Genomic DNA, 13,327 nt, shown 5'->3' on the forward strand with positions numbered 1-13,327 from the left:
AGTATCTCGCATGGGCCGCGCAAGAAAAAAGCCCCGCGTTGCGGGGCTTTTTCGAAAATCAGGAAGCTTGAATCACGGGCCTTGGCAAGTGCCGGGACGGTACTGGGCGGGGATGCTGCCGCCGCAGGTCCAGGTGACCTGCTGGGTGGCGGAGTTCATCGTCGCGACCAGCGTGATGTTGCCGGTGACGTTCGGGATAGCACGCGAGGTCGCGGTGATGGTACGGGTACCCGCATCCCAGGTAATGCCGCTGACATAGGTGGAGGACTGCTGTTCCGGCGTCCAGCTGGCGTTCGGCAGGCTGCCGGTGCCGGCGGCATACTCGGAGACTGCAGTGCGCGCGGCGGAGGCGGCCAGGATCACTTCGGAGACCTTGGCCTTCTTGGTGTAGTCCGAATAAGCCGGCAGCGCGATGGCGGCCAGGATGGCGATGATGGCGACCACGATCATCAGTTCGATGAGGGTGAAACCCTGCATGTTCTTCTTCATGAACTTTCCCCTTTCAGGATTGGCTTGGATGGTTAAGGACACACCGGCCCCGTGTCCCTAAGCGGTGGACCGTGGGCGCCGTGCAAGACGACGCACGTGCTTTAAGTCACGTGCAGGATGTGTGCCAACTGTAAGCGCCTCTTTCCCGGTTCCTTGACGGCTTGCGGGAAAGACCCCAGACACCTAAGTCGAGATAACTATGACATCAATCTCGTTGAAGCGGTATCGGGAAAAGGGGGGATCAACCGCGGGGATGATCACAATCTGACAATTTGGCCATGCGCTCACGAACCGCCAGCAGGGAAGTCTGTCAGTGAAAATATACGGCACAAAGTGACAATTTGCGTCACTTTTCGAGTCGGAAGATTGACGGGTTGTCGATTGGTGAGGGGACGGGATAGCAGGGGCCGAGGACGAACTACCTGCACTGATTGTCAAACCGCCGTCACGGCGAACCCGGCGAGGAGGAGTGGGGTTCGCCATTGCCCGTCCCTGGGAAAGGGCACCTGGCGAGTTTGGCTGTGGCTACCCTGACCCGGGCATCAGGGAACACGTCGTCCACGCATGACGTGGGATAACGAGAATGACTGCTGCGACCGGGGGCGTTGTGCGGGACGATCCCATGGATTCCATCTCACGATGGTGCCAAGGGCACTGCCGCCTCCGGCCTGAGCATGCCCGGACCGAAACCCTGTTTACCAACCGGGTCCATGGCAAACCTGCAAGGGTTCAGGCCACCGCAGCATGGCGGCAAGCAGGCCGTGCTCTCTCAAGCGACCGGCAAGCTGCGATGCCGCTATGCCTGCGGCAGCATTTGTGACCGCTTCCTATTTCGCTCACCCATCCATTCTTGTCGCAGGGCCAGCGGCTCACTTGCATCCACTCGCCGTTGGAATTCCAGTTGCCATTATGTGTGTCCGCGCAAGTAATGGCGTATCGGTTGTCGTCAACCTCGCTACAGAACTTGATAGTGGTCGGGATGCCGATGAACCCCGCCTTGTCTGGATCAGTGCCCGGTTAGGCCATGAATACGAGATCCTTCCAGGCCGGTCCATCCGAGTTTGAGTTCTGCAAAGAAAGAGGGCGGCTGGCTGTACAACGGTTGACATGGTCTTGATACTGCGAAATCACCCTTGCTGGCCAGGATGGCGATCCGCCTTTCGTCTTCCGGCAAGTCGAGCGCGGGGGTTGTTTCCGATAGATTCATGGCAGTTCTTTGGCCTGAATTTCGGCGCCAAGTCGGTCCAACACTCCCAAGGCCCATGTTCGCCTATCCATCCATTCTCATCGTAGGGCCAGCGGCCCAATTGCATGTACTTGCCATTGAAATTCGAGGTGCCATTGTGCGTTTTGCTGCAAGTAATGGCGTATCGGTTGACGTTAATCTCGCTGCAGAACCTGGTAGTGGCCGGGATGCCGATGAACCCCACCTTGTTTGGGTCGGTGCCTGGTTCGATTTGATGAATTCGAGCCTCTTCCAGGCCGGTCCATCCGGATCGGAGTTCTGCAAGCAGGGCCGCCGCCTGGGCACGGGTAGCGTAGTCTTGATACTGCGGAATCGCGATGGCGGCCAACAGGGAAATGATGGCGACGGCGATCATCAGTTCTATCAGTGAAAACCCGATTTGCATGCTCTTTCTCATGTGAATTTCCCTTCTGTGCAAATGGATGCGGGCTCTCCTGTTGGACTCTCCTGACAGGGCTGCGGACATCCAGCAGAAGATTGAGTGCGAGAAAAACAAACCCCGCGTATGCGGGGTTTGTTTAGCGGCTCCTGACAGGGGCGTTTATTCCATGCAGGTTGCGCGCACTTGAACGGGCCGGAGGTCAGGCCCCCGGGCACCCCTTTGGTGCGAACCTCTTCGCCACCGTGGTGCTGCAAGACCAAGCACCAGTGGTTGCATCGCGAGCCAGGGTCATCTTCAGGCCGTTGAAATCCGCGTTGCCATTCTGGGTGGCCGAGCATTCGATACTGGTGGTGCCCGTGACGGTGATCGTTTTGCAATAGGTAGTAGCGGATCGGATGCCGATGAATCCCTCCTTGTCAGTGTCTGTCGTCGGGGCTGCTCCATCAGCGAGTGCTTGTTCGAAGCCGATCTTGCCCGGGGTGAGCTCTGCCAGCAGTGCGGCGGCCTGCGAACGAGTGGCGTAGGCCTGGTAGTTCGGCAGCGCGATGGCCGCCAGGATGGCGATGATCGCGACGACGATCATCAATTCGATCAGGGAGAAACCCTGGGCGTTCTTGTTCATGTGTGACTTCCCCGTGTTGCTTTGCTTGGTAAGTGAAGGCATGCCCGCGATCCATCCTGAAGCGATGCCGGTGACGCGGCATCGAGACATTCACTTCTTCGGAAGCGCAGGGCATCTGCCTGGTTCGGCGCCTTCATCCGCATCCAAGAAGATCCACAGTTCGGAATACGAACATCCGGCGCGGCGGGGAAGATATCGGCGGTGCAGAGGGGCTTAATGGTGGAAGGTCACACTCTTCATCAGAGTGATAGAACTCGCGCACCTGAGGACAAAAATCGTCAATCCCTGTTAGTAATAGGGTGATTTTTCTGAATGTGATTCCTGCATATGGTTGCGGACAGCGTGGCGTGCACGAAAGGATTCTCTCCTTCGAAGTGAAGATGAGGTTTCCGAGGGCATGTACGCCGGTTATCCGGAAGCCGTTTAGGGGGACGGCTATTACGGCGACTGAGGGGAAGCTATGGGTCCCCAAATGCAGCCCTTCGGCCGGAATTTTGGCGCCAACGAAGTCCGACAACCTAACCAGCTCTCAATCGGAGGCGCATTTCCCGTTTGTCGAGAAATCCACATGCTGTTGCCATTGAAACTATCAGTGCCGCCCTGGGTAAGGTCACACTGAATTCCGGCATATCCCCGATTCGGTGGATCGAAGCCGTTGTGCGTGATTGAAACGCTCTTGCAGTAGCGGGTGGACTTCCCGATGCCGACAAAGCCCGGATCTTCAGGGTTGACGGATGGCGCCACTCCACTGTTAAGGGCCAGCTCAAAGCCCGTCTTTCCTGCGGCCAATTCTGCCCGTAGTGCCGCCGCCTGCGCGCGGGTCACATAGTCCTGATAGAGCGGTAGCGCGATGGCTGCCAGAATGGCGATGATCGCCACCACGATCATCAGTTCCACCAGGGTAAACCCCCGCGTTTTTCTCTTGACGCTTCGTTGTGTGGTACTGGACTTCATGCTTTTCTTTCTTGATGTGCGCCGGTCGGACGGCGGCCAGGGAGGAGCGAGGCGATGAGAAGTGGCGTATGTCGCATGCAAGCAACGGCAGCGGTTCCGATGGACAGTTGAACCGTGCCCATCGCCCACGGCTTGGGATTTTCCGGGCGCGATTCAACGATGAGCCGAAACAAATGGCGCGCGCGATGATACTGGCGGCCTGGTGACCGAGGGATGGTGGGGATCACGCTTTCTTTCAGAGTGAAAGCGTTTGGGCTTGTGACGACAAGAATCGTCAATTAGCGAGGGGAGCCGTGCATCGCGTGGATGCGGAGATGTGAGTTCTTTGATCTGGGGGCTGTGACTGGCACGAGCGCGTGGTTGCTCTTTTTCTGATGTGCGCTCGCGGAAGATGCGCGGCCAAGAGCAAGTCCCCCTCGGTCCCCCTTTTTCAAAGGGGGAGGAGCCCGAGTTCAATACGAGGGGCACTTTTGGGGGTTGGGGCGATTGCCAGGCTGCTGGTGCCTGACGGATGGAGTGCCCTGGGTGCCTGCCTTCAGACGCGGGTCAAGCGGCGTGCGGTCATGCAGGCCGCTATTCCATCCCGAGTTTCTTCAGCTTGTAGCGCAGCGCGCGGAAGGTGATGCCGAGTTGGGCGGCGGCGCGGGTCTTGTTCCAGCGGTTTTCTTCCAACGCCTTCTGGATGGCCGCGCGTTCCAGTTGCTCGATGTAGTTGGGCAGCGGGCCGCCGGCGGGATCGATGTCGATCGGGGGTGCGCCGGGAACGATGCCGGGCGTGGCAGCGGCGACCGGCACATCGGCAACGCCCACGCGCGGCGTGGCGGCGGGTTGCGGCAGGTAGAGATCGCTGACCTCGATGCTGTGGCCGTCGGCCATCGCCAGCGCGCGTTCCAGGATGTTCTCCAGTTCGCGGACGTTGCCGGGGAAGGGATAGCGGCGCAGTTCGGCCATCGCGTCGGGCGATACCGAAGGGGCGTTGCGGCCGTGCTGATCGGCGAGCCGATCGAGGATGGCGCTGGTGAGCTGCGGCAGGTCGCTGGCGCGCTCGCGCAACGGCGGCACCCGCAGTTCGATGACGTTGATGCGGTAGTAAAGATCGTGGCGGAAGCGACCATCGCTGGCCAGTTCGCCGATGTCCTTGTGGGTGGCCGAGAGGATGCGCACGTCGACCTGCACTTCCTGCGCGGCGCCGACCGGGCGCACCGCCTTTTCCTGGATGGCGCGCAGCAGCTTGACCTGCATCGGCAAGGGCAGCTCGGCGACTTCGTCCAGGAACAGGGTGCCGCCGTTCGCCGCCTGGAACAGGCCGGCCTTGTCGGCATGGGCGCCGGTGAAGCTGCCCTTCTTGTGGCCGAAGAACTCGCTTTCCATCAGTTCGGCCGGGATCGCGCCGCAGTTGACCGGCACGAACGGGCCGCTGGCGCGGGCACCCTGCTCGTGGATGGTGCGGGCCACCAGTTCCTTGCCCACGCCGGATTCGCCACGGATGTAGACCGGCGCCTGGCTGCGGGCCACCTTGCCGATGGTGTCGCGCAGGGTGGCCATCGCGGGCGAGCTGCCCAGCAGCCGGCTGGCCTGCTCGGGCGGCGGCGCCGGTGCCGGTGCGCGCTCGGCGTTGTTGAGTTCCAGCGCGTGCTTGACCAGTCCGCGCAGGACGGTGAGATCCACCGGCTTGCTGACGAAATCGAAGGCACCGGCCTTCAGGGCCTCGACCGCCAGTTCGATATTGCCGAAGGCGGTGATCATGGCGACCGGGGTGCGCGGGTAGTTGCGGGAAATCTCGCCGACCAGCTCGATGCCGTTGCCGTCGGGCAGGCGCATGTCGGTGAAGCAGAGGTCGTAGCTGTTGCGCGACAGGAGCTCGCGCGCCTCGCCGAGGTTGGCCGCGGTGTCGATGCGCAGGCCCATGCGGCCCAGCGTCAATACCAGTAGTTCGCGGATGTCACGTTCGTCGTCGACGATCAGGGCGCTTCGGTTTTCGCTCATGGATCCCCCTTCAGCCCCTGTCCGTTCAGTGTACCGGCTGAACAGGACTGCCGGCTAGTGTGACTACATTGATATGAAGGTGGTGGCAGTGCGGGGGCGGTACGCCCCTGGCTTGTGATGGCCGACACTGTTGGCACCGGTCGTTGCGGTGGAGCTTCCGGGATGGATGTCGTTGAATTGATTGGCAGCATCGCTCTGGATGCGTGTCCCCCTTTGGGGCTTTCAGCAGTCGACCAGCGGGTCGAAGGGGATTGGGATCTCTTCCGGGACCGCGTGCAAATCCCCCGTCGCCCGCTGGCGCGGGCGCCCGCCCCCTTTTGCAAAGGGGGCTAGCAGGGGCTGGCAATGCTGGGGGCCCAGGATGCAGTTCTTCCTTCTTCAAAGGGGGCTGGCAGGTGGACCGGCAAGCCCGCGGACAGGGGATGGCCTCTCCCTTTTTCAAAGGGGGAGCGAGAGGGATTTGCTCCTTCCGGGACCGCGTGCAAATCCCCCGTCGCCCGCTGGCGCGGGCGCCCGCCCCCTTTTGCAAAGGGGGCTAGCAGGGGCTGGCAATGCTGGGGGCCCAGGATGCAGTTCTTCCTTCTTCAAAGGGGGTTAGCAGGTGGATCGGCAAGCCTGCGGACAAGGGACTCCCTTTTTCAAAGGAGGACCGAGGGGGATTTGCTCCTTCCGGCACCGCGCGTGGATCCTCGGTCGCCCGCTGGCGCGTGAGTAGCCAATGCAGGTTCCGGCTCAGGCCGGCAGCAGTGCGTGCGGGCCGGGGAGGGTAATGCGGAAGCAACTGCCGCCGCCGGGCACCGGGACGTATTCCAAGGTCGCCTGGTTGGCCCGGCACAGCTCGCGGGCGATGTAGAGGCCCAGACCGGTGCCGTGCTCGGAGGTGGTGAAGAAGGGGCGGAACAATTGCGCGGCCACCGCTTCGGGAATCCCGGGGCCACGGTCCATCACGTCGATCATGGGCCGGTGGTCGGCCTGGAACACCCGTACCCGTACCCGCGCAGACTCGCCGGGCAGGCGCCCGTAGTTCATCGCGTTCTGCACCAGCACGGTCACCACCTGCTGCAGATGGCGCAGGTCGACCAGCGCCGGCACCGGACGGGGGCCGATGACGGCCTCCAGGGTGTCGGTCTCGATCGACAGCGATTGCTGGTATTCGTCGATGAAACGGCGGACGAAGGTGTTGAGATCCACGTGTTCCGGACTGGCGCGCTCACGCCGGGCCAGGCCGAGCACGCTTTCGACGATGCCATTGGTGCGCTGGCACTGCTGGTGGATGATCTGCAGCAGGCGGCGGTCGCCGTCGATGATCTGGTGGGATTCCTCCAGCAACTGGACCGCGTAGTTGATGGCGGCCAGCGGGTTGCGGATCTCGTGGGCCAGGCTGGCGGAGAATCGGCCCAGCGCGGCCAGGGTGAGCGATTCGGCCCGGCGCGAGACCACGGTGGCGTCATCCAGGAAGATCAGCGAGGTCTCGCTGTCGGCCAGCAGGCGGGCGAACCGGGGCTGCACCTCGGGCTGGTCGGGCGACAGCTGCATCGGGGTGTCATCGGCCTGCCAGCCGTTGCGCCAGCGCTGCAGGCGGCGCGCCAGTTCCGGCGCGGTATGGGTCAGCAGGACGCCGAGGCCATCGCTGGCACCTTCGCCGCCATCGCCCAGCAGCAGGCTGGCGGCCTCGTTGGCCAGTTTGATGTGGTTGTCCGCGTCCACCACCAGCACGCCGGTGCGCATGCGGCGGATGATCAGTTCGTTGATCTCCACCAGGTTGGCGACTTCGGCGCCACGCTGGGTGGCCAGGGCCTCGCTGTGGCGGGCCCGCTGGCCGGCCTGGTGGGACAAGTAGCCGACCGCGATGTAGCTGATGGCGAACATCATCACTTCGGCCACCGACCGTTCCGTGCCACCGTCGTGGAACACGGTCCAGCCGTACTCGACGAACAGCGAGGCCACGGTCAGCCCGATCATCGCCACCGCCCAGCGCCAGGATGGCATCAGCAGCGAGCCGGCGGCGATATTGAACAGCAGCATCATCGCCACCCCGGCCGTGGCCGCGGGCAGGGCATGGGTGATGAGGGCGGCGGCGGCGATGTCCACCGCCAGCCCTACCACCACGGTCAGGGTCATCCAGCGGGGGCTGCGGATCAGCAGCAGCACCACGGAGGCGGCCAGGTAGGCGATGGTGACCACCAGCCCGAGCATGGGGTGGCGCTGGGAGCCGAGCAGGTCGGACAGGGGGCTGAACACCAGCCCGGCCAGCACCGCCGCTTCCAGGGTCCGGTACAGGGCGAAGAAATACAGATCGCGCCGCGGAGCGGATTCGATGCGTCCCAGAATCGAATGGCTTTGCGGCAAGCGCGGACTCCCCCCGTCGGCGGTGACACCAGTATAGGCAGGCCGGGCCCGATCCCGCCGGTTTTGCGCCGTCCGGCCCGGTGGGCGACAATAGGGGGCTGGCTGGCGCCCGCCGGGCGGCCTGTGCACGTCCAAACGCGGTTTTCCGGGACGTCCGGCCTCGCTTACCTGTTCCCTACCCACGGTGACGCATGAATTTCCACGAATACCAGGCAAAACAACTGTTTGCCGAATATGGCATTGCAGTTCCGGCCGGGCGCGTCGCGCGCACGCCGGAAGAAGCGGTTGAAGCCGCGAAGTCCATCCCGGGCGACCTCTGGGTCGTGAAGGCCCAGATCCACGCCGGTGGCCGCGGCAAGGCCGGCGGCGTCAAGCTGGCCAAGACCCTGGACGAAGTGAAGCAGTACGCCGCCGCGATGCTGGGCACCCGCATGGCGACCTACCAGTCGGCCGGCGTGGCCCTGCCGATTGACGCGGTGCTGATTTCCGAAGGCACCGACATTGCCAAGGAACTGTACCTGTCCGTGCTGGTGGACCGTGCCACCAAGGCCGTCACCTTCATCACCTCCAGCGAAGGCGGTGTGGAGATTGAAAAGGTCGCCGCGGAAACCCCCGAACTGATCCACCAGCTGGACGTGAATTTCGTCCAGGGCCTGCAGCCGTACCAGTGCCGTGACATCGGCTTCAAGCTGGGCCTGAACGCCAAGCAGGTCAACCAGCTGACCAAGATCATGATGGGCCTGTACAAGCTGTTCAACGAGAAGGACCTGGCGCTGGTCGAACTGAACCCGCTGGCCATCCTCACTAACGGCGACCTGGCCGTGCTGGACGGCAAGGTCAACTCCGACGACAACGCCTCGTTCCGTCATCCGGACCTGGTCGCCATGCGCGACAAGGCGCAGGAAGACGAGACCGAAGTGCTGGCCTCCGAGCACGATCTGAACTACGTGACCATGGACGGCAACATCGGCTGCATGGTCAACGGCGCCGGCCTGGCGATGGCCACCATGGACGTCATCAAGCTCAACGGCGGCGAGCCGGCGAACTTCCTGGACGTCGGCGGCGGCGCCACCAAGGAGCGCGTGACCACCGCGTTCAAGCTGATCCTGTCCAGCGACAAGGTCAAGGCGATCTTCGTCAACATCTTCGGCGGCATCGTCCGCTGCGACATGATTGCCGAAGGCATCATCGCCGCGGTCAAGGACGTGGGCGTCAAGGTGCCGGTGATCGTGCGCCTGGAAGGCACCAACGTGGAAGCCGGCAAGGCGCTGCTGCGCGACTCCGGCCTGGCCATCATCCCGGCCGACGACATCAACGACGGTGCCAAGAAGGCCGTCGCTGCGGTCAAGGCCGCCTGACCCCACGACGAGACTAGGAATATTTCATGAGCGTTTTGGTCAACAAGAACACCAAGGTCCTCGTCCAGGGCTTCACCGGCCAGCAGGGCACCTTCCACGCGACCCAGATGGTCGAGTACGGCACCCAGGTTGTCGGCGGCGTGACTCCCGGCAAGGGCGGCACCACCCACATCGACCTGCCGGTCTACAACACCATGCGTGACGCGGTGCAGGACACCGGCGCCGACGCCTCGGTCATCTACGTGCCGCCGCCGTTCGCGGCCGACGCGATCCTGGAAGCGGCCGACGCCGGCATCAAGGTGATCGTGGCGATCACCGAAGGCATCCCGGTGCTGGACATGCTGCGGGTGAAGAACACCCTGAAGGGCTATCCGGGCGTCACCCTGATCGGCCCCAACTGCCCCGGCATCATCACCCCGGGCGAGTGCAAGATCGGCATCATGCCGGGCCACATCCACCAGCCGGGCAAGATCGGCATCGTCTCGCGTTCAGGCACGCTGACCTATGAAGCGGTCAAGCAGACCACCGACGTGGGCCTGGGCCAGAGCACCTGCATCGGCATCGGCGGCGACCCGATCAACGGCCTGAATTTCGTCGAGGCGCTGACCCTGTTCAACAACGATCCGCAGACCGAAGGCATCATCATGGTCGGCGAAATCGGTGGTTCGGCCGAGGAAGAAGGCGCCGAGTACATCGCCAAGCACGTCAAGAAGCCGGTCGTCGGCTTCATCGCCGGCGCCTCGGCCCCGGCCGGCAAGCGCATGGGCCACGCGGGCGCCATCGCCTCCGGCGGCAAGGGCACGGCGGAAGGCAAGTTCGCGGCGATGGAAGCCGCGGGCGTCACCACCGTCCGCTCGCCGGGCGACCTGGGTGCGGCGATTGCGGCGCGCCTGAAGTAAGACATCGCTTCCGCATTCGCGGAACGGACGAGAAGCCGCCTTCGGGCGGCTTTTTGTTTGGCAGTGGGTTGGCCGGTTTCGGCGGGCCCCCACCCCAGCCCTCCCCCGCAGGCGGGGGAGGGGGCTTGTGTCGCTTGGGGGAGATCGTTTCGATGTTCGTGGAATGGATGGGAAGCTGTCTTCGGGCGGTTTTTGTTTGGCTGTGGGTTGGCCGGCTTCGGCGGGCCCCCACCCCAGCCCTCCCCCGCAGGCGGGGGAGGGGGCTTGTGTCGCTTGGGGGAGATCGTTTCGGTGTTGGTGGAATGGATGGGAAGCTGTCTTCGGGCGGTTTTTGTTTGGCTGTTGGGTTGGCCGGCTTCGGCGGGCCCCCACCCCAGCCCTCCCCCGCAGGCGGGGGAGGGGGTATTTTTGGGAAGCGGGCTATTTGTCCTGATTTGTCGAATTACCAGCGGGCAGGGCTTCTTGCCCCTTCCCCCGCTTGCGGGGGAAGGCTGGGATGGGGGCAAGATGCCTACCCAACCGAGCACAGGACGTGCGCATGCGAAAGGGACAGAAACGCGATCGGGCGCGCGAACTGCGCAAGGACATGACGCCAGCGGAGCGCCGCCTGTGGACCATCCTGCAGGGTCGCCAGCTCGAGGGTTACCGCTTTCGGCGGCAATGCCCGGTGGGCCCGTACATCGCCGACTTCGCCTGCCTGGAGGCGAACCTGTTGCTTGAAGTGGACGGCGGCCAGCACATGGACGCCGTCGTGGATGTACGGCGGGATACCTTCCTGCGGCGTGAAGGCTTCCATGTCCTGCGCTTCTGGAATAATGAGGTGATGACGAACCTCGAGGGTGTTCGCGCGCTGATCGTCTCGCGGCTGGCGGACTCCCATCCCTGTCCCGCCTTTGCCGCGCGCCGGTGAAGGGCAGAACCCGAAGACCGACATGCCCCAGACCCTGCGCATTGCCCTGGCCCAGTTCGATTTCCCCGTCGGCGACGTCGCCCGCAACGCCGAGCGCGTCGCCGCGCTGATCGCCGAGGCGCGCGACGAATACGGTGCGGACGTGGTGCTGTTCCCGGAGCTGGCGATCAGCGGCTATCCGCCGGAAGACCTGCTGCTGCGGCCACGCTTCCTCGCGGACTGCGAGACCGCGCTGCGCCAACTGGCGGCCACCACCCACGGCATCGTCGCGGTGGTGGGCTGGCCAGAATCGGCCGGCAGCGTGGTCTACAACTCGGCCAGCGTGCTGCGCGATGGCCATCTGGAAGCGACCTATCGCAAGCGCGAACTGCCGAACTACGCGGTGTTCGACGAACGCCGCTACTTCGATGTGGACCCGAACGGCGAGGCCTGCGTGTTCGAGGTCAAGGGCGTGCCGGTGGGCCTGATCATCTGCGAGGACTTGTGGTTTCCCGAGCCGCTGGCCGCCACCGCCCGCCTCGGCGCACAGCTGGCGCTGGTACCCAACGCCTCGCCGTACGATCGCGACAAGCATGCGCAGCGCGACGCGTTGCTGGCCGAACGCACCCGCGATACGGGCCTCGCGCTGGCCTATCTGAACGTGGTGGGCGGGCAGGATGCGCTGGTGTTCGATGGCGCCTCGGTGGTCGCCGACGGCGACGGCACCGTGCATCCGGCCGCGGCCGCGTTCACCGATCAATGGCTGGTGGTGGACTACGACCCCGAGGGCCGCCGCTTCAGTCCGGTGCAATGGATGGACGATGGCGACGAGAGCCGGGACGCGCTGGCATGGCGTGCAATCGTGCGCGGCCTGCGCGACTACTGCGGCAAGAACGGCTTCCAGAAGGTCTGGCTGGGCCTGTCCGGCGGCATCGATTCGGCGCTGGTGCTGGCGCTGGCAGTGGATGCGTTGGGCGCGGAGAACGTCACCGCCGTGCGCCTGCCTTCCCGCTACACCGCGGGCCTGTCCAACGATCTGGCGGCCGAGCAGTGCGAAGCGCTGGGCGTGAAACTGGAGACCATTCCGATCGAAGCGCCCTTCAAGGGATTCCTGGAGGCCCTAGGGCCGCTGTTCGCCGATCTACCGGCCGACACCACCGAGGAAAACCTGCAGTCGCGCAGCCGCGGGGTGATCATGATGGCGCTGAGCAACAAGTTCGGCGGCCTGCTGCTGACCACCGGCAACAAGAGCGAATACGCGGTCGGTTACGCGACCATCTACGGCGACATGTGCGGCGGCTATGCGCCGATCAAGGATCTGTACAAGACCGAGGTATTCGCGCTGGCGCGCTGGCGCAACACGGTCGGTGGCGCGCCGGTGATCCCGCCGGCGGTCATCAGCCGCCCGCCCTCGGCCGAGCTGCGCGACAACCAGACCGATCAGGATTCGCTGCCGCCGTACGACGTGCTGGACGCGATCCTGTTCCGTTACGTCGATCTGGAGCAGTCACGCGACGAGATCGTCGCCGCCGGTTTCGACGCGGCGACGGTGGACCGGATGCTGCGCCTGGTCCGGATCAACGAATGGAAGCGCCACCAGGCCGCGCCCGGGCCGAAGATTTCGCGGCGCGCGTTCGGCCGCGAACGGCGGTATCCGATTACCAACAAGTACGGGAGCTGAGCCGCGCCGGAGCCGGCTTGGGAAGCTTCCGGTTGGGCGGGGGCAGTGCCACCACGCTGGCTTCGGAGAATTCCCGTAGGCCGAACCGGACTGGCTTCGATTGCCCCCACCCCAGCCCTCCCCCGCAGGCGGGGGAGGGGGCATGCTTTTTGCTCCTTTCCGCAGGCAGGGAGGGGGGCATGCTTTTTGCTCCTTTCGCAGGCGGGGAGGGGGCAGGCTTTTTGCTCTTTTCCGCAGGCGGGGAGGGGGCATGCTTTTTGCTCTTTTCCGCAGGCGGGGAGGGGGGCATGCTCTTTCCTCCTTTCCGTAGGCGGGGAGGGGGTATGCTCTTTGCTTCTTTCCGCAGGCTGGGGAGGGCGGTGTTCCGCTTTTGCCCCTTCCCCCGCTTGCGGGGGAAGGTTGGGATGGGGGCGCTCTTGGCGAGTGAACCGCCCACAAAAAAAGGGCCTCGCGGCCCTTTTTTCATCACGGC

Annotated in this window: 9 protein-coding genes and 1 pseudogene; 4 read left to right on the forward strand and 6 right to left on the reverse strand. The window is 64.1% G+C overall.

The annotated features are described in order from the left end of the window. Nucleotides 1-72: 72 nt before the first annotated feature. The 6 genes and pseudogenes from AC3DE2_RS12745 to AC3DE2_RS12770 form a co-directional block, all read right to left on the reverse strand. Nucleotides 73-489, reverse strand: coding sequence for a pilin (locus tag AC3DE2_RS12745; RefSeq protein WP_488426477.1), 417 nt, complete (start codon nucleotides 487-489; stop codon nucleotides 73-75). Nucleotides 490-1,757: 1,268 nt separating this feature from the next. Beyond that, a pseudogene (locus AC3DE2_RS12750) lies at nucleotides 1,758-2,132 on the reverse strand (pilin); the annotation flags it as partial. Nucleotides 2,133-2,316: 184 nt separating this feature from the next. Then, entirely contained in the window at nucleotides 2,317-2,739 is a 423-nt protein-coding gene (locus tag AC3DE2_RS12755; protein WP_488426479.1) for a pilin, read from the reverse strand. 438 nt (nucleotides 2,740-3,177) lie between these two features. Continuing rightward, the gene (locus AC3DE2_RS12760) at nucleotides 3,178-3,693 is read right to left on the reverse strand and encodes a pilin (protein WP_488426481.1); all 516 of its coding nucleotides are present in this window, start codon (nucleotides 3,691-3,693) and stop codon (nucleotides 3,178-3,180) included. Between the two features lie 573 nt (nucleotides 3,694-4,266). Further along, on the reverse strand, nucleotides 4,267-5,679 hold the full coding sequence (locus tag AC3DE2_RS12765) for a sigma-54-dependent transcriptional regulator (protein ID WP_295382667.1): 1,413 nt from the start codon (nucleotides 5,677-5,679) through the stop codon (nucleotides 4,267-4,269). A gap of 732 nt (nucleotides 5,680-6,411) precedes the next feature. After that, a complete protein-coding gene (locus tag AC3DE2_RS12770) occupies nucleotides 6,412-8,028 on the reverse strand; it encodes an ATP-binding protein (protein WP_295382668.1) in 1,617 nt (538 codons plus the stop codon). 191 nt (nucleotides 8,029-8,219) lie between these two features. Between AC3DE2_RS12770 and sucC the strand changes: the two genes are divergently transcribed. The 4 genes from sucC (at nucleotide 8,220) to AC3DE2_RS12790 (ending at nucleotide 12,855) form a co-directional block, all read left to right on the forward strand. Further along, entirely contained in the window at nucleotides 8,220-9,386 is a 1,167-nt protein-coding gene (gene sucC / locus AC3DE2_RS12775) for an ADP-forming succinate--CoA ligase subunit beta (protein WP_141455713.1), read from the forward strand. A 26-nt stretch (nucleotides 9,387-9,412) separates the two neighbouring features. Beyond that, nucleotides 9,413-10,285, forward strand: coding sequence for a succinate--CoA ligase subunit alpha (gene sucD / locus AC3DE2_RS12780; protein ID WP_141455714.1), 873 nt, complete (start codon nucleotides 9,413-9,415; stop codon nucleotides 10,283-10,285). Between the two features lie 538 nt (nucleotides 10,286-10,823). Continuing rightward, complete coding sequence (locus AC3DE2_RS12785; RefSeq protein ID WP_295380592.1) at nucleotides 10,824-11,195, forward strand: endonuclease domain-containing protein; 372 nt, start codon at nucleotides 10,824-10,826, stop codon at nucleotides 11,193-11,195. A gap of 22 nt (nucleotides 11,196-11,217) precedes the next feature. Next, nucleotides 11,218-12,855 carry an NAD+ synthase gene (locus AC3DE2_RS12790; RefSeq protein ID WP_295380595.1) on the forward strand — a complete coding sequence of 546 codons (1,638 nt, stop codon included), beginning with the start codon at nucleotides 11,218-11,220 and terminating at the stop codon, nucleotides 12,853-12,855. Nucleotides 12,856-13,327: the final 472 nt, after the last annotated feature.

The organism is Pseudoxanthomonas sp. 68-E7 (assembly GCF_057773145.1).

Bases quoted from the DNA above. Each gene is read 5' to 3' on its own strand.
- AC3DE2_RS12745 (WP_488426477.1), bottom strand. From the start codon at position 489: ATGAAGAAGAACATGCAGGGTTTCACCCTCATCGAACTGATGATCGTG.
- AC3DE2_RS12755 (WP_488426479.1), bottom strand. From the start codon at position 2,739: ATGAACAAGAACGCCCAGGGTTTCTCCCTGATCGAATTGATGATCGTC.
- AC3DE2_RS12760 (WP_488426481.1), bottom strand. From the start codon at position 3,693: ATGAAGTCCAGTACCACACAACGAAGCGTCAAGAGAAAAACGCGGGGG.
- AC3DE2_RS12765 (WP_295382667.1), bottom strand. From the start codon at position 5,679: ATGAGCGAAAACCGAAGCGCCCTGATCGTCGACGACGAACGTGACATC.
- sucC (WP_141455713.1), top strand. From the start codon at position 8,220: ATGAATTTCCACGAATACCAGGCAAAACAACTGTTTGCCGAATATGGC.
- sucD (WP_141455714.1), top strand. From the start codon at position 9,413: ATGAGCGTTTTGGTCAACAAGAACACCAAGGTCCTCGTCCAGGGCTTC.
- AC3DE2_RS12785 (WP_295380592.1), top strand. From the start codon at position 10,824: ATGCGAAAGGGACAGAAACGCGATCGGGCGCGCGAACTGCGCAAGGAC.
- AC3DE2_RS12790 (WP_295380595.1), top strand. From the start codon at position 11,218: ATGCCCCAGACCCTGCGCATTGCCCTGGCCCAGTTCGATTTCCCCGTC.